The sequence below is a fragment of the Martinezella sp. CNPSo 3957 genome (assembly GCF_057784395.1).
The window spans coordinates 282,519-302,563 of sequence record NZ_JBXSOU010000004.1 but is presented as its reverse complement, the minus strand read 5'-3'; the positions used below and the strand labels follow the sequence as shown (position 1 = coordinate 302,563).

Sequence of the window (20,045 nt, the reverse complement as noted above, 5' to 3'; positions counted from 1 at the left end):
TTTTTTTACAGTCTCCGCATCGCTTTGACCAGCTAGACACCCGTTATGGCCTACGTTAGTGTGCCGCATAAGGCCACAAAGGTCATGTGAGCGGGAAGTAATATGTATGGCGTCAGGGACTGATCTACTGCGTATCGAGAACCTCGACGTCTCGTTTTCCCTCTACGGGGATAGTCTGCGCGTCGTCAAAAATGCCGGCTTGAGGGTGCTTCCGGGCAAGGTCACGGCGCTCGTCGGCGAATCCGGCTCCGGCAAATCGATCATCAGCCAATCGATTATGGGCATTCTTCCGGCGGCGGCGAAGGCGACCGGACGGATTCTCTTCACCGATCCGCTCGACGGCAAGACCACCGATATTCTCCAGCTGCCGCGTGACGGAGTCGCTATCCGCGCGCTGCGCGGCGCACGCATGGCAAAGATCTTCCAGGAGCCGATGACCTCGCTGTCGCCGTTGCATACGGTCGGCAACCAGATCAGCGAAGCGCTGCGCATTCATAGCGCAGATACCAGCAGAGCCGAGCAGCGTGAAAAGACGGAAGAGATGCTGCATCTCGTCGGCTTTCAGGACCCGGTTCGAACTTTCGACATGTATCCCTTCGAGCTTTCCGGGGGCATGCGCCAGCGTGCAATGATCGCTATGGCGCTGATCTGCAACCCGGCGCTCCTGATTGCCGACGAGCCGACGACCGCGTTGGATGTCACCATTCAGGCGCAGATCCTCGGCCTGCTGCGCAATCTCCAGCAGACGTTCAACATGGCGATGCTGCTGATCACCCATGATCTCGGCGTTGTCGCGAATATGGCCGACGAAGTCGTGGTCATCTATCACGGCGAGATCATGGAAGCAGGCCCGGTCGAGACGATCTTTCGCCAGCCGCAGCATCGCTATCTGAAGGCGCTGATGTCGGCGGTGCCGCATTTCGATATGAAGCCGGGAGAAAGATTGAAGTCCCTGCGGGACGTTCCGGTCAATCTCGGCACCTTTTCCGGCAAGAAGAAGCTTATCGGCGGCGGCGTGCCGGCTGCGGGCGCCGCGCCCGATGTCCTGCTCAGTGTGCGCAATCTGACCAAGACCTATACGTCGAAGGCCGGCGGATTGTTTGGGCGGCGCGATGGCACGAAGTTCCGTGCGGTCGATGATGTCAGTTTCGACATTCGCCGCGGCGAATGTCTTGGCTTGGTTGGGGAAAGCGGCTGCGGCAAGACCACCGTCAGCAAGATACTGATGCGGGGTGTCACTGCCGATAGCGGTTCCGTCAGCTTCGACGACGGCAGCGGCAAGATCGATGTGCTTGCCGTCAAGGGCGACGAGTTGATGGATCTGCGCACGAAGATTCAGATGGTTTTTCAGGATCCGGTCTCTTCGCTTTCTCCGCGCATGACCATCCGCAACATCCTCAGCGAACCCTTGGAAATCCATGGGCGTGGCGACAGCGACGAGCGCAAGGAGAAGGTTACGGCACTAATGCAGGCGATCGGGCTCGACAAGCACTATCTGAGCCGCTATCCGCACAGCTTCTCCGGAGGCCAGCGGCAGCGTATCGGAATTGCGCGCGCATTGGCGCTTGGACCAAAGCTTCTGATCCTCGATGAGCCCGTCTCGGCGCTCGATGTGTCCGTTCAGGCGCAGATCCTGAACCTTCTCAAGGATCTGCAGAAAGAGCTCGGTCTGACCTATCTGTTCATTTCGCATAATCTCGCAGTGGTGGATTACATGGCTGACCGCATAGCCGTCATGGCGCGAGGACGCATCGTCGAAATCGCTCCGCGTGAGGTCATTCTGCGCGCCCCCGTCCATCCCTATACGCGTTCTCTGCTCGCCGCCGTTCCGTTTCCCGATCTCGACCGACCGCTGGATTTTTCCGCCCTGAACAGCGAAGGCCCTGCTGCCCGGCAGAAATGGGGGCCGCAATTTTCGGACGGTGCCGACGGGGAGCTCACCTATGCGGATTTGGGCGGCGGACATTTCGTGCGCGTGCGCCGGGGTGTCGATGCTCAGGAGTTGCGCAAATGATCGGCCGGCGTACGTTCCTTGGCCTGATGGCTTCCGCAGTTTTGCCGCAGCCTGTTCTGGCGGCCGATGTCGACAATGAGCCGGAATACCTCGCCGATTGGCTGAGGGCCGGCCAGATGCCGCACCTCGCCAAACGTCTGCCGAAGTTCCCCCGCGTCATCAACGTCGCGGGCATGGGCCGCGTGGCGGGCCGTTACGGCGGCTCCGTGCGCACGCTCATCGGCAGCCAGAACGACATCCGCCTCATGACCATCTATGGCTATGCCCGCCTGGTTGGTTATGACAGCACGCTGACGCTTCAGCCGGATATTCTGGAATCCTTTTCCACCGTCAACGATATGGTGTTCACCTTCAAGCTGCGCGAGGGCCATAAATGGTCCGACGGGCAGCCATTTACGGCCCATGATTTCCGGTATTGGTGGGAAGACGTTATCCTCAACAAGGAGCTAACGCCCGGTGGAGGTGCGTTGGAGCTGCGCCCGCACGGTAGCCTGCCGCGTTTCGAGTTGCTCGACGACTTGACGGTGCGCTATTCCTGGGATGATCCCAACCCGAATTTCTTGCCGATCCTGGCTGCCCCCCAGCCGCTCGTCATCGCCGGGCCGGCACATTATCTCAAGCAGTTCCACAAAAAATACCAGGACAACATTCGCCTTTCCTCGCTGATGAAGGAAAGCCGCGTGAAGAAATGGCAGGATCTGCATATCAAGATGGGCCGCTCCTACCGGCCTGAAAATCCCAAATTGCCGGTACTCGACCCATGGAAAAACACGACAGCGCCGCCGGCCGAGCAGTTCGTATTCGAACGCAACCCCTATTTCCATCGCGTTGACGAGAACGGGCGGCAGCTGCCCTATATCGACCGCGTGATCCTGAACATCAGTTCTTCGGCGATCATCGCTGCCAAAACCGGCGCGGGGGAAAGCGATCTTCAGGCGACCGGCATAGACTTCAACGACTATACGTTCCTCAAGGAGGCGGAGAGGCGCGATCCGAGCAAGATCAAGGTCGATCTCTGGAAGGCGGCGCGTGGATCGCGCGTTGCCCTGTACCCAAATCTGAATAGCGCCGATGCAGTCTGGCGCGATCTCTTGCGCGATGTTCGGGTGCGCAGAGCGCTGTCGCTTGCGATCGATCGTCACGAGATCAACATGGCCGTGTTCTACGGTCTCGGCACGGCAAGCGCCAACACGGTGTTGCCCGACAGTCCGCTTTTCAAACCTGAATATGCCTCCGCCTGGATCGAGCACGATCCGGATCAGGCCAACGCTCTGTTGGATGCTGTCGGCCTGGACAAGCGGGATGAAGACGGTGTCCGTTTGCTGTCGGATGGTCGGCGAATGGAGATTACCGTTGAGACCCCTGGCGAAAGTACGCTCGATTCCGACGTGCTCGAGTTGGTGACCGATCACTGGCGCAAGATTGGCATCGCGCTTTTCATCCGCGTATCCCAACGTGATGTTTTCCGCAGTCGCGCCATGGGTGGCCGCATTTTGATGTCGTTATGGTACGGCCTCGATAATGGTGTGGCGACGGCCGACATGAATCCTGGCGAGCTGGCGCCGACGACCAGCGACCAGATGCAATGGCCGCTTTGGGGCATGTACTATCTGTCGCGCCAGACGCAAGGGGTGGCTCCCGATGTGCCGGAAGCCGTCGAGCTGATCAAGCTGCTAGGCGAATGGGAAGAGGCCGCCTCCTCATTCGAGCGTGCCGAAATCTGGCACAAGATGCTGAAGGTCTATACGGATCAAGTCTTCTCCATCGGTCTGGTCAACGCGACTTTGCAGCCGATTGCGCATTCGGCCAGCATGCAGAATGTACCGGAAAAGGCGTTGTACGGCTTCGACCCGACCTGCCTGCTCGGCGTGTACATGCCGGACACCTTCTGGATGAAGGAGGATCGCCGGAATGCTTAAATATATCCTCTGGCGCACCGCCGTGATGATCCCGACCCTGGTCATCATCTCCATGTTGGTCTTCACCATCATCCAGCTGCCGCCGGGAGACTTCTTCGACAGCCAGATCGCCGAACTGCGCGCTCAGGGAGACACCGCCAATCTCCAGGATATGGAGAATCTTCGCCACGAATACGGGCTCGACCAGCCATTGCCGCTTCAATACCTGCATTGGGCCGGCGGCATGCTGCACGGCGATTTCGGCTATTCCTTCGAATATCAGCTGCCGGTATCGGATGTCGTCGGCGACCGGCTCTGGCTGACAATCCTCGTCTCGATGACAACAATCCTTTTGACCTGGCTGATCGCTTTTCCGATCGGCATCTATTCGGCAACCCATCAATATAGTTGGGGCGATTACGGCCTGACTTTCCTCGGTCTGCTCGGGATCGCCATTCCGAATTTCATGCTGGCACTGATCCTGATGTATTTCGCCAATGTCTGGTTCGGCGTGTCGATCGGGCATCTGATGGATCAAAAGTATCTTTCGCAACCGATGAGCTGGGAAAAGGCGCGTTCGATCCTGTCGCACCTTTGGATCCCGGTCATCATCGTCGGCACGGCCGGAACGGCCGGCATGATCCGCCGCCTCCGCGCCAATCTGCTCGACGAGATGCAGAAGCAATATGTCGTCACTGCGCGGGCCAAGGGGCTGCATCCCCTCAAGGCGCTGGTGAAATATCCGCTGCGCATGGCGCTGAACTTTTTCGTTGCCGATATCGGCTCCATCCTGCCGTCGATCATTTCGGGCGCCGAGATCACGGCAATCGTACTGTCGCTGGAGACGACCGGCCCGATGTTGATCCGCGCACTGCAGAGCCAGGACATGTATCTCGCCGGCTCGTTCTTGATGTTCCTCGCCTTCCTCAACGTCATCGGCGTGCTGATCTCGGACATCGCTCTTGGCTTTCTCGACCCCCGCATCCGCTTGCAAGGCAGGAGCACAAAGTGAGCGTATCCCTGCCAAAACCCGGCGCCCCCCTGGAACATTATGTCTCGAGCGCGGATTTCGATCCGGATCAGTTCGAGGCTATGTCGGCCGGCCAGCAGCGCTATTACATGGCTTCGCAAAAGAAGCTGATGTGGTGGAAGTTCAAGAAGCATAAGCTTGCGCTTGCGTCAGGCATTTTCCTGCTGCTGGCCTATGGCATGATCGTCATTGCCGAGTTCCTCGCCCCCTACGGGCTGCATACCCGCAATGTCGATTACATCCATTCGCCGCCGCAGGCGGTGCACTTCTTCAACAACGGAGAGTTTGTCGGACCGTTCGTGTACGGCCGCAAGATGACGCTCGATATCGATACGCTGCGCCGGGTCTATATCGATAATCCCTCGGATGTGCAGCCGATCCGCTTCTTCTGTCGCGGCGACGCCTATCGCTTCTGGGGCCTGGTGGATTCGAACGTCCATCTGGTCTGTCCTGCGGTCGGCGGACAAATGTACCTGCTTGGGACGGACCGTTTGGGCCGCGACGTGCTGTCGCGCATCATCTATGGCGCACGCATATCCCTGACCATCGGGCTGATCGGCATTGCGGTCAGCTTCGTGCTCGGTATCGTCATCGGTGGTCTGGCGGGCTATCACGGCGGTCTCTTCGATCTCCTCGTCCAGCGCGTGATCGAGGTGCTGCAATCGCTGCCGAGCCTGCCGTTGTGGATGGCGCTGGCGGCGATCATGCCCGTGAGCTGGAGCCCGATCATCGTCTATTTCGGTATCACCATCATTCTCGGCATTCTCGACTGGACCGGTCTTGCGCGCGCCGTGCGCTCGAAGCTTTTGTCCTTGCGCGAGGAGGATTATGTTCTCGCTGCGCAATTGATGGGCGCCAGCACGCCGCGCATCATCGGCCGGCATCTCGTTCCCGGCTTCATGTCGCATCTCATTGCGTCGGCAACGATCTCCGTTCCGAGCATGATTCTCGGCGAAACCGCACTTAGCTTTCTTGGATTGGGGCTTCGCCCGCCAATCACGAGCTGGGGTATTTTGCTGACCGAGGCAAGGAGCGTTAGCGTCATCGCCTTCTATCCATGGCTCCTTTTTCCTATGATCCCGGTGATTTTGATCATTCTGGCGTTCAACTTTTTAGGAGACGGCTTGCGCGATGCCGCCGATCCCTACAAATAGCAGGGTGAACGGCGAAGACAGGATTGCAATTCGAGAAGCGGCCCGCGGATGTCCTTTGTCGACATACCGCGTATAACTTTCACCCCCAGAGGTTTTGCCTATGAAGCGGCGCTTAGAAGATGCTCGAATCCTCATGTATAGCCATGACACGTTCGGTCTCGGCCATCTGAGGCGGTGCAGAACGATTGCCCATGCGCTTGTTGAGGACTATCGCGGCCTGAACGTGCTGATCATATCCGGCGCAACGATCGCCGGGGCATTCGATTATCGCGCCCGTGTCGATTTCGTCAAAGTGCCGAGCGTCATCAAGCTGCGCGACGGTGAATACACGTCTATGGCGAGCCATGTCGCGCTGCAGGAAACGCTGAAGATGCGGCAATCGATCATTCGCCACACGGCCGAAACCTTCCAGCCCGACGTTTTCATTGTCGATAAGGAGCCGTTGGGGCTGAAAGGTGAGGTCGAAGAGACGCTGACCTATCTGAAGGCGCGCGGCACCACGCTCGTTCTCGGCATGCGCGACGTGATGGATGCGCCACACCTGCTGGAAGCCGAATGGAAGAAGAACAACGTCCTGCAGAAGATCGATCAATTCTACGATCGCGTCTGGGTCTATGGCCCGCCGGACTTTCACGATCCGCTCGTCGGCCTCGATGTTCCCTCCGGCGTGCGCCGGAAGATGGAATTCGTCGGCTTTCTACAGCGCAGCGTTTCCACGTTGGGCACGAAGTCGGAACATGTGCCTGACGAGGATTATATCCTGGTGACAACAGGCGGCGGCGGCGACGGCGCCGATCTCGTGAGCGACGTCATCGCCGCTTTCGAGGAGGATAGTTCTCTCACGCAGAAGACGTTGATCGTACTTGGCCCCTATATGCCGGCCAAGGAGCGCAGCCAGCTTTTGGAGCGCGCCGGCAAGATCGACTGTCTGCACGTCATCGAGTTCGACAACAAGATGGAAGAACTGATTGCCGGTGCCAAGGCGGTGGTGGCTATGGGTGGTTACAACACCTACTGCGAAATACTGTCTTTCGACAAGCCGGCGCTGATCATTCCGCGGACGCGGCCACGCGAGGAGCAGCTCATCCGCGCGCAGCGGGCAAGCGAGCTCGGCCTCGTCGACATGCTGCTGCCGGAAGAATCGGCCGATCCGAAGCAGCTGGCAGCTGCCTTGAAGCGCCTGCCGAACCGGGCGCCGCCCTCGGCGAGCAACAGTGATATGCGCCTCGAGGGGCTCGTGCATATCTCGCACACCATCGGCGAATGGTTCGATGACCGCGAGCGCTACACGCCGCTATCGATCGTTGCCGAGTAGATCACCGGAACCTGTCGATGCGGAAGAAAATACTGGTGGTCCTGAAAGGCTATCCGCGCCTGTCGGAAACCTTCATTGCGCAAGAGCTGCTCGGCCTGGAGAAGGCTGGCTTCGACCTGACGCTGATCTCGATGCGCAAACCCACTGATAAGAAGCGCCATCCTGTCCATGACGAGATCAAGGCGCGCGTGGTCTATCTGCCGGAATATCTGCACGACGAACCGCTGAGAGTGCTTCGCGCCTTCTTTGCCGGCATCGGCAAGCCCGGGTTCAAGCCGCTCCTGAAGCAGTTCTGGGCCGATCTCAAACGGGATATCACACCGAACCGCGTGCGGCGCTTCGGTCAGGCATTGGTGCTGGCGCATGAATGGCCTGACGGCGGTGAATGGCTGCATGCGCACTTTATCCACACGCCGGCCTCGGTAACCTCCTATGCCAGCATCATGACCGGTATCCCCTGGACGTGTTCGGCGCATGCCAAGGACATCTGGACGTCGCCCGACTGGGAGCTTTCGGAAAAACTCGGCCGCGCCCGCTGGACTGTGACCTGCACGCGTACCGGTTTCGAGCATATGCGCGATCTGATCGGGGCGGGCGACAAGGTCTATCTGAGCTATCACGGCCTGGATCTCGATCGCTTCGATCCTTTCGCCGGCGAACATTCTGGCCGCGATGGCAGCGACGCTTCCGATCCCGCTTTCCTTCTCAGTGTCGGTCGTGCAGTCGAGAAGAAGGGTTACGACGTGCTGCTGAAGGCGCTGGCGCTGCTTCCCGGCGACCTCAAGTGGCGTTTCACTCATATCGGCGGCGGTGACGGTCTGGCGAAATTGAAAGTCTTGGCCGATACGCTCGGGATTGCCGATCGCATCACCTGGAAGGGCGCGCTGGCACAGGAAGAGGTGCTCGCCCATTATCGTCAGGCCGATATCTTCGCGCTCGCCTGTCGAGTGGCCGCCGACGGCGATCGTGACGGGCTGCCGAATGTGCTCGTCGAGGCCTCGAGCCAGCGTCTTGTCTGCGTCTCCACCAATATTTCCGGCGTCCCCGAACTACTCGAAGATGGTACGAACGGTCTCGTCGTTCCCCCGGAGGATCCGCAGGCACTTGCCGTGGCGCTGGAATCCGCCATTCGCAACCCGGCGCAGCGCCACAGGCTGGGCGAGGCGGCCGAAAGGCGGGTGCGCGAACATTTCGATTATCACGCGAGCATCCGGCAGCTGACCGGGCTGTTCGAGGCGCAATGGCAGAAAGAAGATCAATGGCGGAAATCCGCGTGACGGCCCCGCATAGCCAACCCTTGCGGGTCTTTTTCTACGTTCAGCATCTGCTCGGTATTGGCCATCTGGCGCGGGCCAGCCGCATTGCCAGCGCGCTGGCGAAAGACGGCTGCCAGGTGACGGTCGTCACCGGTGGCGTGCCGGTCAACGGATTTCCCGGCGCGGATGTCACCTCGGTGACGTTGCCGGCCGTGGTTGCCAGCAGTGCCGGTTTTTCCGGCCTCGCCGATCAGTCAGGCAAGCCGGTCGGCGAAGAGTTTCTGTCCCGCCGGCGGGATCTTCTTCTCGAGGCCTTCCGGCAGGCTGCACCCGATGTCGTTGTTATCGAGGCCTTTCCCTTCGGCCGCAGGCAGATGCGTTTCGAGCTCCTGCCGCTGCTCGATGCCATTTCTGAAGCCGATCCGAAGCCGAGGCTCTACACCTCGGTGCGCGATATTTTGCAGCAGCAGAAGAAACCGGGCCGCGACGAAGAGACGATCGGGCTCCTGCGTAATCATTTCGATGGCGTGCTCGTTCACGGCGATCCGCATTTTGTCCGGCTGGAGGAGACCTTTCCCCTGACCGAGGCAATCGCCGACAAGATCATCTATACAGGTCTTGTCGCACCCGCTTTGCCGCCGGAACCGGTCGAAACCTTCGACATCGTCGTTTCGGCCGGCGGCGGTGCTGTCGGTCGCGATCTCATCCGCGCCTCGCTGGAAGCGGCAAGCCGCGTGGCGAGCGATCGCCGCTGGCTCTTGATTGCCGGGCCGAACCTGCCGGAGCAGGATTACGCCGATCTCGCCATGGATGCGCCTGGCAATGTCGAGCTCGTTCGCTTCCGCAAGGATTTTCCCTCCCTTTTGCGTGGCGCCGAGCTTTCGATTTCGCAGGCCGGCTATAATACGGTCGGTGATCTTCTGGTGGCCGGCTGCCGCGCCATTCTGGTCCCTTTCACTGCCGGCGGCGAGACGGAGCAGTCCGTCAGGGCCGAACGGCTGGAGAGATTGGGGCTGGCCTTGGCCCTGCCGGAGGCAGGATTGACGACGGATATGCTGGTCGACGCCGTGAAGACGGCGCTATCGTGCCCCAAGCCAGGCAACCCGGATATAGATCTCGGCGGTGCCGCCAGAACATCTGCCATTCTGCGTGATGGCAGGTAGACGCCTGTGCGGCTGATATTGGAGACATCCTGTCGTTTTATCTTCCTGGATTCCCGCAATCTTGTGATATAAATCGAAAAATCGATGAATCGGGAGGAGCGTGGACGAAGACCGGGCGTCGTCCCTTTTCACATATGGGGCCACGTATCCGTAACGAAACCTTCCCGCATCTCTGCAACATTGGTGCCGGCATCACGCCGGTGCTGGGCGTTGAATTTGAAAGCCTGCAGTAAGCAATGGAAAAAAGCCTAGCACGCTACATTTGGTCGAATACCCGGCTGGAGCAGATCTGGATACTGCTCGTCGTCGCGGCCTCGATGATCCCGTACTTCCTGTCCTTCGACTTGCCGAAGCAGATCGTCAACGGGCCTATCCAGGGCAAGGGTTTCGAACATCCTGGCGACACGCAGACTTTCATGCACATCGCCTTCAATGTGCCGCTCATCGGCCACATCGAAATTTTCCAGGGCGTGCAGCTGACACGCATGTCGATGCTCGTTGCACTGAGCATGGTATTTCTGGCGCTTGTCGTGCTCAACGGCCTCTTCAAGCTCTATATCAATACCTACAAGGGGCGGCTCGGCGAGCGCATGCTCCGTCGTATCCGATTCGAGCTGATCGACCGCGTGTTGCGGTTTCCGCCGTCCCATTTCAAGCGGGTCAAGCCCGCCGAAATCGCCACCATGATCAAGGATGAGGTGGAGCCGATGGGCGGCTTCACCGGCGATGCCTTCGTGCAGCCGGCGCTTCTCGGCGGCCAGGCGGTGACGGCGCTCGTCTTCATCATCATGCAGAATTTCTGGCTCGGCATGATCGCCGCGGCAATTGTCGCCGTACAGGCGATCGTCATTCCGCGCATGCGCAAGCGGCTTCTGGAACTCGGGCGCCAGCGGCAGCTGACGGCACGCGAGCTTTCCGGCCGCGTCGGCGAAATCGTCGATGGCATCGGCACCATCCATGCTAACGATACGACGAACCTGGAGCGCGCCGATATTGCGCACCGGCTCGGGTTGATCTTCTCGATCCGCTACGATCTCTACCAGTGGAAGTTCCTGGTCAAATTCATCAATAACTTCCTCGCTCAGGTGACGCCGTTTCTGTTCTACCTGATCGGCGGTTTCCTGGCGCTGCAGGGGCGCCTGGACATCGGTCAGCTCGTCGCCGTCATCAATGCCTACAAGGATCTGCCAGGGCCGCTGAAGGAGCTGATCGACTGGGATCAGTCGCGTCAGGACGTTCAGGTGAAATACAACCAGGTGGTCGAACAGTTCAGCGTCGACCATCTGATCGATCCGAAAATCCAGGCGATTTCGCCCGCACCGGCGGCCCGCATAACCCATTCTCTCGTCGCAACCAACGTCACCATCGTCGATGACAGCGGTGCGCGCGTGCTGGATCACGTTTCGGTTGAAATTCATCCCGGCGAAAGGGTGGCGATTGTTGGCGAGAGCGGCGCGGGCGGCGAATATCTTGCAGAGGCATTCGGCCGCCTGACCTGGCCGGATAGCGGCCGCATCTCGATCGACGGCCACGATATTCTGGAACTGCCGGAATCCCTCATCGGGCGACGCATCGCCTACGCCTCCTCCGAAACATTTTTCTTTCACGGCACTTTGCGCAGCAATCTCCTATATGGTCTCAAGCATGCGCCACTCGCTGCCCCCGTCTATAGCGAGGATGAGGCGGCAAAGGTCAAATGGAGCATGGCCGAGGCGCGTCGTGCGGCCAATCCGGAATTCGATCTCAATAGCGACTGGGTAGATTATGCTGCCGCCGGCGCAACGGGGCCGGATGATATCTATTCCGCAATCCGTCCGGTTCTCGATGCCGTCGCCATGTCGCAGGATATTTTCGACATGGCCTTGCGCTCGAATGTCGATGCGGCCACACACCAGGATCTGACGTCGCGCATCGTCGAATTGCGGCAGGCATTGCGGTCCCGGCTTGAGGAGGAAAAGCTCGAGGATCTCGTGGTTCCCTTCGAGTTCGATGCTTACAATCCGCAGGCGACGGTCGGTGAAAATCTGCTTTTTGGTACGTTGAAACGGCCGCAGATGACCAATCGCAAACTGGCGGCTCATCCCTATTTCCGGCAGATATTCGACGAAACGGGTCTGGTATCCGATTTGTACGATATGGGCCTGGAAATCGCCGAAAACGCAGTCGAACTCTTCACGGATCTGCCGCCCGACCATCCGTTCTTCCAGCAGCTGACCTTCATGACGGCGGAGGACATCCCGACCTATGAGGCCCTACTACAGAAGCTGAACGGCAAGGGCTATGAGGCGGCTAACGACGACGAGCGTGCGGCCATCATCCGCCTGAGCTTCTCCTATATCGAGCCGCGTCACCGCTTTGGTCTCCTGACGCAGGTGCTTATGGAAAAGATCGTGCAGGCGCGCGCGAAGTTCTACGAGAATATTCCAGCCGACCTTGCCAAGGTCATCGAGCGCTACGATCCGGAGCGCTTCACTGCGTCGGCAACCCTGATGGATAACGTGCTGTTCGGTCGCATCGCGCATCAGCAGGCGAATGCGCCGGAGCGCATCCACCAGATCATGTATGATGTGTTCGGGCGTCTCGGCATGCATGACGGCGTTCTGTCGATCGGGCTGGATTTCGACGTCGGCTCGGGCGGCAAGCGCTTGACAAACGTGCAGCGCCAGAAACTCAATCTCGGTCGCGCCCTTTTGAAACGTGCCGATTACATCATCTGCAATCGCCCACTGCCGGCGCTCGACCATCGCGTCCAGGATCAGATCGCGAGGGCCATTCTGGGCGAACTCCATAGCGGCGACTATGCGCCGGCGATCATATGGGTTCTCTCCAACCCCAGTTTTGCCGAATTGTTCGACCGTGTGCTGGTTTTCGATCACGGCAGTCTCGTCGAAAACGGCTCTACCACCGATCTTTTAGAGAAAAACGGTATGTTCAAAGAACTGTTATCGTAATATCCTATCTCGACAGTGGCGTCTGGGGCCGAACACTGGGGGTATCGAAGCTCATGCTTCTGAAGGACGAAGTTGAAATGCTGAAGCGGGTGCCGATTTTTTCGCGCATCGCACCCGCAAAATTGAAACTCTTGGCGTTTACGTCCGATCGGGTCAGCTACAATGCTGGCCAAACCCTGTTTCATCAGGGTGATCAAGGCGACGCGGCCTATGTTGTTCTTTCAGGGACTGCTGATATTCTCGTCGATAGCCCGGCCGGCGAGATCAAGGTTGCCGAAGTCGACCTCAATTCCATCGTTGGCGAGATCGCCATCCTCTGCGATGTCTCCCGTACAGCCACGGTGAAAGCGACTTCCAGGCTGGAGGCGTTGAAGATCAGCAAGGAGCATTTCCTGAAGCTGCTCAGCGATTTCCCGGAAATGGCCGTCGAGATCATGCGCGTGCTGGCAGATCGCCTCAACCACACGACCTCGGAACTGACCGCAGTCCGCAGCCGCCTCAACCAGCCACAGTCGATGTCTACCCATTGAGATCTTGATCTCTGGCGCGCACTCCGGCTTACAAGCCGGTGTCGGACACGTGTCTATAGCCTCGCGCTCGGTAGCTGGCGTTTCAGATCAATCCACGCCGGGCAAGATTGCGCATCAGATGCGAGGCGCCAAACGTCCATGGCGCGCATTCGGTCGACAGCAGCACGCGGTTCTTCAGCGATCCTAGCTTGTCGTTCGAGATGGTGACGATGTCGCCGACCTTATGAGTGAAGCCTTGGCCGGGCGTGTCGCGGTCCTCGACAGGGGCGAAAAGCGTTCCCATGAACAGCACGAAGCCATCGGGATACTGATGATGACGGCCGATAGTCTGCGAGACGAGATCGAGCGGATCGCGGCTGATTTCCTTCATCGACGAGCGGCCATGCAGCACATAGCCGTCATCGCCTTCGACCTTGAGGTCGAGATCGGCGTTGCGAACGTCGTCGAGAGTGTAGGTGTCGTCGAACAGGCGGATGAAAGGCCCGATCGAGCAGGAAGCGTTGTTGTCCTTCGCCTTGCCGAGCAATAGCGCAGACCGGCCTTCGACATCGCGCAGGTTGACGTCGTTGCCAAGGGTGGCGCCCTTCACATGGCCCTGGCTATCGACGGCAAGCACGATTTCCGGCTCGGGATTGTTCCATTTGGAGATCGGATGCAGGCCGACATCCGCGCCTTGCCCGACGGAGGACATGACCTGCGATTTGGAAAAGACTTCCGCATCCGGCCCGATGCCGACTTCGAGATATTGCGACCAGACACCTTCCTCGATCAGCGCTGCCTTGACCTTGGCGGCTTCCGGTGAGCCGGCCTTCAAGTTGCGCAGGCTGTCGCCGATCAGCGCCGTCACCTTGCCGCGGATCGCTTCGGCAAGATCCGGATTGCCGGCTGCGCGCTCCTCGATGACGCGCTCCAGCATCGAGCGGGCAAAGGTCACGCCGCAGGCCTTGATCGCCTGCAGATCGATGGGCGCGAGAAGATGGACGGATGCGGCATCAGCCCTGGCAGCCAGCAAATCATCAAGCTTTGCGACGGCCTCGCCTTTTTGCGCGCGCACGAAAGCGACCGGGTCGTCCTTCTCCAGCAGGTCGCGCATGGTCGGCGCATCCTTCGAGGTGATGTCATAGAGCGTGCCATCGCGAACGGTGACGAGGGAAGGGCCTTCCACATCCGGGCGCCAGATGCGGCCGACAAAGGTTCCGGTGGTGAATGTGTCTGAGCTCGCCATGTCGTTCGTCTCCTCCAAACTGCGTGTGTTTTCTAACCCAGGCGAGGGTGCTTTGCCATGGGTTATCGAGGCGATATTCGCCCGCGTTTTGGATTTTCATTTTCTCCGGTGCGGTAAAAATGGAAGGCCTCGCGGCAACACCGCGAGGCCTTTGGGCCGCAAGCCGGGAGAGTGGCTTCAGGCGGCCTGAACCTTGCGATTGCCGCGGGCCCATTCCGGCAGCCAGTCGCCATGAGCTGCCAGCAATTCGTCGACGAGCGACCAGATCTGATCGAGATCGAGTTCTGCTGCCGTATGCGGGTCCATCATCGCGGCGTGATAGATGTGCTCGCGGTTCTCTGTCATCAGAGCCTTTACCGTCAGTTCCTGCACGTTGATATTCGTGCGGATCAAGGCCGTCAGTTGTGGCGGCAGGTCGCCGACATAGGTCGGCTGGATGCCGGAGGCGTCGACCAGGCAGGCGACTTCGGCCGCGCAATTGAATGGCAATGAGGTGATGCAGCCGTTGTTGCGGACATTGCCGTAGATGACGGAGGGTTCGCCGGTCCAGACCGAATTGATGATCGAGGAGGCATATTCCTTCGATTGCTTGACCTCGATCTTTTCCGCCGTGCGATATTCCTCCGCCTGGTTCTTCCAGCGCGCTACCTGCTCGATGCAGCGCTTCGGATATTCGTCCAGCGGAATGCCGAATTTCTCGATCAGGTCCTCGCGGCCCTCCTTGATGAAGTAGGGTGTGTATTCGGCGAAATGCTCGGAGCTTTCGGTGACGAAATAGCCGAGGCGGGTCAGCATCTCGTAGCGCACCTTGTTCGGGCAACGCAGGTTCCAGCCGGGCTTCGGTGCGCGTCCTTCGCGATAGGCGCGCACGAGATCCGGATAGAGATTGCGGTAGGAACCATCGGGCTGGCGGTGTTCGAATTCGAGATAGAAGGCCATGTGGTTGATGCCGGCGGAACGATAGCGGATCTCGTCATAGGGAATGTCGAGATCATGCGCCAATTCCATGGCCGTACCCTGCACGGAGTGGCAAAGGCCGACCTGCCTGATCGTTGGGTACTTCTCGCCGATCGCCCAGGTGTTGATCGCCATCGGGTTCACATATTGCAGCATGATCGCATTCGGGCAGACGGCGAGCATGTCTTCGCAGATCTTCCACAGATGCGGAACCGTGCGTAGGCCGCGCATGATGCCGCCGACGCCGAGCGTGTCGGCGATCGTCTGGCGCAGGCCATATTTCTTTGGAACCTCGAAATCGGTGACCGTGCAGGGCTCATAGCCGCCTATCTGGAAGGCGACGACGACGAAATGTGCGCCGTCAAGCGCCTTGCGCTGGTCGGTAAAGGTCTCGACCGTGGCCGGAGCGCCAAGCGTCGAGGCAAGCTTGCGAGCAACGATGGCGCTTTCATCCAGCCGCTGCGGATTGATGTCCATCAGCGCGATCCTGGCTCCTGCCAGGGCAGGGCGCTGCAAGACGTCGCCGATGATGTTCTTCATGAAAACGGTCGAGCCGGCTCCGATGAAGGTGATCTTGGGAGTGCCTGTCATGTCAAAATCTCCTGAATGCTATGAAGCCACCTCGAACGCCGCTCTGACAAGGCGTTCGGTGTAAGCCGTCTTGGGATGCGATAGGACTTCTTCGACTGGCCCTTCCTCCATGATCTTGCCGTGCTGCATGACGATCACGCGATGGCAAAGGGCGCGGACGACCTTGAGGTCGTGGGAAATGAAGAGATAGCTCAGACCCCGCTCGTCCTGCAGCTTGCGCAGGAGGTCGATGATCTGGGCCTGGACGGAAAGGTCGAGGGCCGAGGTCGGCTCGTCGAGAAGAATGAATTCCGGCTCGAGCGCGATGGCGCGGGCAATCGCGATGCGCTGGCGCTGGCCGCCGGAAAACTCGTGCGGGAAGCGCGAGAGAATATTGGCCGGCATGCCCGCGCTGACGAGCGCTTCCTTGACGCGGTCCAGCCGCTCGGCCTTGTTGGCGCCGAGGTTGTTGACAATCAGCCCCTCGCAAATGATCTGGCCGATGGTCATGCGCGGATTGAGCGACGAGAAAGGATCCTGAAAGACGATCTGCATGCGCGAGCGCAAGGGCCGCATTTGGGCGCGCGACCGGCCGTGGATCGGTTGCCCGTCGAAGAAAATCTCGCCGCCATCGGTATCGATCAAGCGCAGTAGCGCCTGGCCGAAGGTGGTCTTGCCCGAGCCGGATTCACCGACAAGGCCGAGCGTCTCGTGCCGGCGCAGCTGAAGATTGAGTCCGCCGACGGCGACGAGTTCGCGCATGTCGGGCTTGAAGAAGCTGCCGTGACGCAGCATGAAGGCTACCTTGACGGACTTGCCTTCGAGCACGGTGTCGCAATTCGGCGGCAGCGGTTTCGCATGTCCGCGCGGCTCTGATGTCAGCAGATGCCGCGTGTAGGGATGCTGCGGATTGGCAAAGAGCGCTTCGGTCGTATTGTGCTCGCGCATCTCGCCATGCTGCATCACATAGACATAGTCGGAGAACTGGCGCACCACGGTCAGGTCGTGGGTAATCAGGATGACCGCCATGCCGAGCTGCTTTTGCAGGTCGCGGATGAGATTGAGGATCTGCGCCTGCACCGTGACGTCGAGTGCCGTCGTCGGCTCGTCGGCGATCAGCACGTCCGGATCGTTGGCGAGCGCCATGGCGATCATCACGCGTTGCCGCTGTCCACCCGAGAGCTGATGCGGATATTGTTTCAGCCGCGCTTCCGGATCGGGGATCTGCACCTGCTTCAGAAGATCGAGCGCGCGCTTTTCGGCATCGCGGCGGCTGACTTTGCGATGCACCCGTATCGCTTCGACGATCTGGCTGCCGATCGTGTAGATCGGGTTGAGCGAGCTCATCGGCTCCTGGAAAATCATCGAGATGCGGTCGCCGCGCAGCTGCCGCCGCGCCTTCTCCGAAAATTTCAGCACGTTCTTGCCGTCATAATGAACGGCGGCTTTGTCTGAGACCACGGCACGCTTGGTCAGGAGGCCCATGACGGTTCGGGCCGTTACCGATTTTCCGGAGCCGGATTCGCCGACGATCGCGATGGTTTCTCCGCGATAAAGCTGGAAGGTGATGTCCTTGACGGCATCGACCATGCCGTCCTCGACCTTGAACTTGACGGCAATATTACGGGCGTCGATGACGGGCGAGGTGGTCTTTTCGCCGGCATCGTGCCTGGTGTCGGGAGCATAGGGATTGACGAGTGCGAGAGCCATATCCGTTCTCCTCAATAGGGGTCGATTGCGTCGCGCAGGCCGTCGCCGAGCGCATTAAAGGCGAAGACGGTGACGAGAACGAAGGCGACGGGCGAGAGGATCCAGGGATAGGAGCCGATGACCGAATAGGTCGAGGTATCCTGTAGCATCAGACCCCATGAGATCAGTGGCGGCTTGACGGCAAAACCCAGGAAGCCGAGGAAGGATTCCAGCAGAACCACACTCGGGATTGCAAGTGTCACCGCGACGATGACATGGCTCATGACGTTCGGCAGGATGTGCTGCAGGATGATACGCCAATCGGTTGCCCCCACCGCCATTGCGGCGCGAACATACTCGATCCGCGCCAGAGCCAGCGTCTTGCCGCGAACCTCGCGGGACATCTGTGCCCAGCCGAGCGCCGACATCACGATAATGACGAAGGCGAGGAAGACGTTCGTAGGCGCAGTCACCGGGATCAGGGAGGTCAGCGCCAGATAGAGCGGCACTTGCGGGAAAGCCAGCACGACCTCGACGAAGCGTTGGATCCAGGCGTCCACCGTACCACCGAAATAACCGGAGATCATGCCGATCGTCGTGCCGACGATGGTGACAATGGACACCACGGTCAAGGCGATCATCAGCGAGATGCGTGAACCATAGATGGCGCGCGACAACACATCCCGCCCGAACTTGTCGGTGCCGAGGAAATGAACCGGACCGCCGTCGGTCGCGCCGAACAGGTGCCGGTCGCCGGGGATCAGGCCAAACAAATAATAGGGATCACCCTTGACGAAGAAGCCGAGCAGGCGCGGGTGGTCATAGTCCGGCCCGACGATCGGCTGGAAGGTGACCGGATCGAGATCCGTCGTCTCGGCAAGCGCGTAGACGCGGGGCAGAAAGACGAAGTTGCCGTCCTTGTCATGGAAACTGATGACCTGTGGCGGTGCAAAGCCGGTATCGGTCGCCGTCGGATCGAGAGGCGCGACGAATTCGGCAAAGATCGCCATCAGCAGCAGCAGGATGACGAGAACGAGACCGCTCATGCCCGTCCAGGAGCGCTTCAGGCGCCGCCAGACCAGTGCGATATAGCTTTCATTGCCGCTTTTGTGCTGGATCTTTTCTTCCGGCGGCGGCGGGGAGTTGCTGAAGGCCAGCATCAGTGTATTCCTCCCTGTTGACGGACACGCGGATCGAGCAGCGCGAGCAGCATATCGGCGATGATATTGCCGATGATGAGGGTGGCCGAAAGCACCATCATGAAGGTTGCCGTCACATAGACGTCGCCGATCGCCATCGAGCCGACGATGGCCGGGCCGACGGTCGGTAGCGTGAAGATGATGGCGGTCTCGATCTCACCGGTCAGCATGTAGGGTAGGACGACGCCCTGATACATGACGAGCGGATGCAGCGCATTCGGCACCGCATGGCGCATGACGACGGCGCCGCCCGAAAGGCCTTTCGCCCGCGCGGTCTCCACGTATTGAGCATTCAGCGTGTCGAGAAGATTGCCGCGCATGACGCGCATATTGTAGGCAAGGCCGCCGAAGGTCGCGATCGCAACGACAGGCCAGACATGCCTGACCAGATCGACGAACTTGGCCCAGGACCAGGGCGCGCCGCCATATTGCGGCGAGAAGAAGCTGCCGATCTCCGACACATTGAGCTGAAAGACGAGAAGATAGACGATGATCAGCGCCATCAGGAAGCGCGGCACCGTCATGCCGAGAAAGGAGATGCCCGAGAGGAGGCTGTCGATCCAGCTATATTGCCGTGTCGCTGCCCATATGCCGAAGCCGATGCCGAGAACGGATGCGAAGATGTGGCAGACCAGCGCGAGAGCCAAGGTCCGCGGCAGGCGCTCTCCAACGACATCGGCGACGGGCTTGTTGTAGAACATGCTGTAGCCGAAATCGCCCCTGGTGACGATACCGCCGATCCAGTTGACGTATTGAACGACCAGCGGCTTGTCGAGCCCATGTTCGCGGCGGTAAATCTGTGCTTGCTCATCGGCTTGCGCGAAGGATGCACCGCCCTGGTTCATCAATTGCGAGCGTATGTAATCGGCATAGTCGCCAGGCGGTGCCTGAATGATCGCGAAGGTCACCACGCTCAGGATGAAGAGCACGGGAATGGCGGAGGCTATTCGCACGAGCAGGAATCGTAACATAGAACGGTTCGCTTCTCTTGATGCTGTCGGCGGTCTCGTCCCATCGGGATTGATATACGCCAGCGGTTCAATTCTATCCCGGCGACAGCTGATCGCTGGATGTTTCAAGCCTCATGGCAACCG

General features: G+C 59.6%; 14 protein-coding genes. 9 read left to right on the top strand and 5 right to left on the bottom strand.

The genetic code is table 11. From position 1 onward, the window contains the following. Positions 1–106 precede the first annotated feature (106 nt). From AC13QE_RS12785 to AC13QE_RS12745, 9 genes are all read left to right on the top strand, one after another. A complete protein-coding gene (locus tag AC13QE_RS12785) occupies positions 107–2,014 on the top strand; it encodes an ABC transporter ATP-binding protein (protein ID WP_488483949.1) in 1,908 nt (635 codons plus the stop codon). After that, positions 2,011–3,933, top strand: coding sequence for an ABC transporter substrate-binding protein (locus tag AC13QE_RS12780; RefSeq protein WP_488483948.1), 1,923 nt, complete (start codon positions 2,011–2,013; stop codon positions 3,931–3,933). Before AC13QE_RS12785 ends, AC13QE_RS12780 begins: the two co-directional genes overlap by 4 nt. Further along, positions 3,926–4,924: an ABC transporter permease gene (locus AC13QE_RS12775; protein ID WP_015343453.1), complete on the top strand. Its 999-nt coding sequence runs from the start codon at positions 3,926–3,928 to the stop codon at positions 4,922–4,924. Before AC13QE_RS12780 ends, AC13QE_RS12775 begins: the two co-directional genes overlap by 8 nt. Then, positions 4,921–6,096 (top strand): ABC transporter permease, encoded by a 1,176-nt coding sequence (locus AC13QE_RS12770; protein WP_132719278.1) that lies wholly within the window; start codon positions 4,921–4,923, stop codon positions 6,094–6,096. Before AC13QE_RS12775 ends, AC13QE_RS12770 begins: the two co-directional genes overlap by 4 nt. A 100-nt stretch (positions 6,097–6,196) precedes the next feature. Beyond that, on the top strand, positions 6,197–7,411 hold the full coding sequence (locus AC13QE_RS12765; RefSeq protein ID WP_488483947.1) for a glycosyltransferase family protein: 1,215 nt from the start codon (positions 6,197–6,199) through the stop codon (positions 7,409–7,411). Positions 7,412–7,422: 11 nt separating this feature from the next. Next, positions 7,423–8,688 carry a glycosyltransferase family 4 protein gene (locus tag AC13QE_RS12760; protein ID WP_488484097.1) on the top strand — a complete coding sequence of 422 codons (1,266 nt, stop codon included), beginning with the start codon at positions 7,423–7,425 and terminating at the stop codon, positions 8,686–8,688. Next, positions 8,670–9,830: a glycosyltransferase family protein gene (locus AC13QE_RS12755; RefSeq protein ID WP_488483946.1), complete on the top strand. Its 1,161-nt coding sequence runs from the start codon at positions 8,670–8,672 to the stop codon at positions 9,828–9,830. Before AC13QE_RS12760 ends, AC13QE_RS12755 begins: the two co-directional genes overlap by 19 nt. Positions 9,831–10,066: 236 nt before the next feature. Next, a complete protein-coding gene (locus AC13QE_RS12750) occupies positions 10,067–12,781 on the top strand; it encodes an ABC transporter transmembrane domain-containing protein (RefSeq protein WP_488483945.1) in 2,715 nt (904 codons plus the stop codon). 53 nt (positions 12,782–12,834) lie between these two features. After that, a complete protein-coding gene (locus AC13QE_RS12745; protein WP_015343447.1) occupies positions 12,835–13,311 on the top strand; it encodes a cyclic nucleotide-binding domain-containing protein in 477 nt (158 codons plus the stop codon). A gap of 82 nt (positions 13,312–13,393) precedes the next feature. On the opposite strand, the gene AC13QE_RS12740 is transcribed toward AC13QE_RS12745, so the two are convergent. The 5 genes from AC13QE_RS12740 to AC13QE_RS12720 all read right to left on the bottom strand — a co-directional run bounded on the left by AC13QE_RS12740 (position 13,394) and on the right by AC13QE_RS12720 (position 19,922). After that, positions 13,394–14,536: a fumarylacetoacetate hydrolase family protein gene (locus AC13QE_RS12740; protein WP_488483944.1), complete on the bottom strand. Its 1,143-nt coding sequence runs from the start codon at positions 14,534–14,536 to the stop codon at positions 13,394–13,396. A gap of 177 nt (positions 14,537–14,713) precedes the next feature. Further along, positions 14,714–16,084: an alpha-galactosidase gene (melA, locus tag AC13QE_RS12735; protein ID WP_488483943.1), complete on the bottom strand. Its 1,371-nt coding sequence runs from the start codon at positions 16,082–16,084 to the stop codon at positions 14,714–14,716. Between the two features lie 18 nt (positions 16,085–16,102). Continuing rightward, on the bottom strand, positions 16,103–17,773 hold the full coding sequence (locus tag AC13QE_RS12730; RefSeq protein ID WP_488483942.1) for an ABC transporter ATP-binding protein: 1,671 nt from the start codon (positions 17,771–17,773) through the stop codon (positions 16,103–16,105). Positions 17,774–17,784: 11 nt separating this feature from the next. After that, positions 17,785–18,912, bottom strand: a complete 1,128-nt coding sequence (locus AC13QE_RS12725; protein ID WP_488483941.1) for an ABC transporter permease — start codon at positions 18,910–18,912, stop codon at positions 17,785–17,787. After that, positions 18,912–19,922 carry an ABC transporter permease gene (locus AC13QE_RS12720; RefSeq protein WP_015343442.1) on the bottom strand — a complete coding sequence of 337 codons (1,011 nt, stop codon included), beginning with the start codon at positions 19,920–19,922 and terminating at the stop codon, positions 18,912–18,914. The genes AC13QE_RS12725 and AC13QE_RS12720 overlap by 1 nt, the downstream gene beginning before the upstream one ends. Between the last annotated feature and the right edge of the window lie 123 nt (positions 19,923–20,045).

Bases quoted from the DNA above. Each gene is read 5' to 3' on its own strand.
- AC13QE_RS12740 (WP_488483944.1), bottom strand. From the start codon at position 14,536: ATGGCGAGCTCAGACACATTCACCACCGGAACCTTTGTCGGCCGCATC.
- AC13QE_RS12720 (WP_015343442.1), bottom strand. From the start codon at position 19,922: ATGTTACGATTCCTGCTCGTGCGAATAGCCTCCGCCATTCCCGTGCTC.
- AC13QE_RS12725 (WP_488483941.1), bottom strand. From the start codon at position 18,912: ATGCTGGCCTTCAGCAACTCCCCGCCGCCGCCGGAAGAAAAGATCCAG.
- AC13QE_RS12750 (WP_488483945.1), top strand. From the start codon at position 10,067: ATGGAAAAAAGCCTAGCACGCTACATTTGGTCGAATACCCGGCTGGAG.
- AC13QE_RS12765 (WP_488483947.1), top strand. From the start codon at position 6,197: ATGAAGCGGCGCTTAGAAGATGCTCGAATCCTCATGTATAGCCATGAC.
- melA (WP_488483943.1), bottom strand. From the start codon at position 16,084: ATGACAGGCACTCCCAAGATCACCTTCATCGGAGCCGGCTCGACCGTT.
- AC13QE_RS12780 (WP_488483948.1), top strand. From the start codon at position 2,011: ATGATCGGCCGGCGTACGTTCCTTGGCCTGATGGCTTCCGCAGTTTTG.
- AC13QE_RS12745 (WP_015343447.1), top strand. From the start codon at position 12,835: ATGCTTCTGAAGGACGAAGTTGAAATGCTGAAGCGGGTGCCGATTTTT.
- AC13QE_RS12730 (WP_488483942.1), bottom strand. From the start codon at position 17,773: ATGGCTCTCGCACTCGTCAATCCCTATGCTCCCGACACCAGGCACGAT.
- AC13QE_RS12785 (WP_488483949.1), top strand. From the start codon at position 107: ATGGCGTCAGGGACTGATCTACTGCGTATCGAGAACCTCGACGTCTCG.
- AC13QE_RS12775 (WP_015343453.1), top strand. From the start codon at position 3,926: ATGCTTAAATATATCCTCTGGCGCACCGCCGTGATGATCCCGACCCTG.
- AC13QE_RS12755 (WP_488483946.1), top strand. From the start codon at position 8,670: ATGGCGGAAATCCGCGTGACGGCCCCGCATAGCCAACCCTTGCGGGTC.